The organism is Mycobacterium sp. E2497 (assembly GCF_001668695.1).
In the GTDB taxonomy this organism is placed as follows: Bacteria; Actinomycetota; Actinomycetes; order Mycobacteriales; family Mycobacteriaceae; genus Mycobacterium.
Genome location: NZ_LZKD01000056.1, coordinates 1 through 1,531, shown reverse-complemented (window position 1 = coordinate 1,531; position 1,531 = coordinate 1). Strand labels below are relative to the sequence as shown.

Annotated in this window: 1 protein-coding gene and 1 pseudogene; both read left to right on the top strand. The window is 67.8% G+C overall.

Translation table 11 applies throughout. The annotated features are described in order from the left end of the window. A partial coding sequence (locus A5713_RS04550) for a TldD/PmbA family protein (protein ID WP_068092976.1) occupies positions 1-1,253 on the top strand: 1,253 nt, incomplete at its 5' end. After that, positions 1,250-1,531: pseudogene (locus A5713_RS04545) on the top strand (TldD/PmbA family protein); the annotation flags it as partial. The gene A5713_RS04550 and the pseudogene A5713_RS04545, both read left to right, overlap by 4 nt.

The window sequence follows — 1,531 nt, the reverse complement described above, 5'->3', positions numbered from 1 at the left end:
CCGAGACCGCGCGGCGCGCCGTGCAGGTCGCCACCACCCTGGCGACGCTGAACAGTGAGCGCGTGGAATTGGCGCCCGAGCCGGTGTATGCCGATGCCACCTGGGTTTCGGATTACCGGATCGACCCGTTCAGCATCCCGGCGACCGACAAGATCGGCGTGCTCGAGGAATACTCCGGCCGGTTGCTCAGCGCCGACGGCGTCGACCACGTGTCGGCGGTTCTCACGGCCGTCAAGGAGCAGACGTTCTACGCCGACACCTTCGGGTCGTCGATCACCCAGCAGCGGGTCCGGGTGCAGCCGTCGCTGGAGGCGGTGACCGTCGACCCCGCCGCGGGCAGTTTCGACTCGATGCGCACGCTGGCGCCGCCGATGGGACGCGGCTGGGAAGTGCTGACCGGCGACGACGTGTGGAACTGGACCGACGAGCTCACACAGCTGCCGTCGCTGCTGGCCGAAAAGGTCAAAGCGCCCAGCGTCACCGCGGGCCGCACAGACCTGGTGATCGACCCCACCAACCTGTGGCTCACGATTCACGAATCCATCGGCCACGCAACCGAATACGACCGCGCCATCGGCTACGAGGCCGCCTACGCCGGAACGTCGTTCGCCACGCCGGACAAACTCGGCAGCATGCGGTACGGCTCCCCGGTGATGAACGTGACCGCCGACCGTACCGTCCAGCACGGGTTGGCCACCATCGGCTACGACGACGAAGGGGTGGCGGCGCAAAGCTGGGACCTGGTGCGCGACGGGGTGTTCGTCGGCTATCAACTTGACCGGGTGTTCGCTCCGCGTCTGGGGCAGCCGCGGTCCAACGGGTGCTCGTATGCCGACTCCCCGCATCACGTGCCGATTCAGCGGATGGCCAACGTGTCGCTGCAGCCCGCCCGCGAGGACGTCAGCACCGCCGACCTGATCGGCCGCGTCGAGGACGGCATCTACATCATCGGCGACAAGTCGTGGTCGATCGACATGCAGCGCTACAACTTTCAGTTCACCGGTCAACGGTTCTTCCGCATCCGCGACGGCCGGCTGGACGGCCAATTGCGAGACGTCGCCTACCAGGCCACCACCACCGAGTTCTGGAACTCCATGGAGGCCGTGGGCGGCCCGTCGACGTGGCGGCTGGGGGGCGCCTTCAACTGCGGCAAGGCGCAGCCCGGCCAGATCGCCCCGGTCAGTCACGGCTGCCCGTCGGCGTTGTTCCGCGGCGTAAACGTGCTCAACACCCGGACCGAGGGCGGCCGATGATCACCCCGCAGCACGTCGTCAACCTCGTTTTGGAGGAGGCCGCCAAGCTCGGTGGCGCCAGCGAGACCATGGTGCTCGTCACCGACAAGGTCGAGGCGACGCTGCGCTGGGCCGGCAATTCGATGACCACCAACGGTGTTTCGGTCAATCGCAGCATCACGGTGATCTCCGTCGTCCGCCAAGGATCCAGCGCGCGGATCGGCACCATGGTCTCGGCCGAGGTCGACCCGCGGGTGATTCCCGAGCTGGTGGCGGCGTCCCAGGAGGCGGCCCGCTCG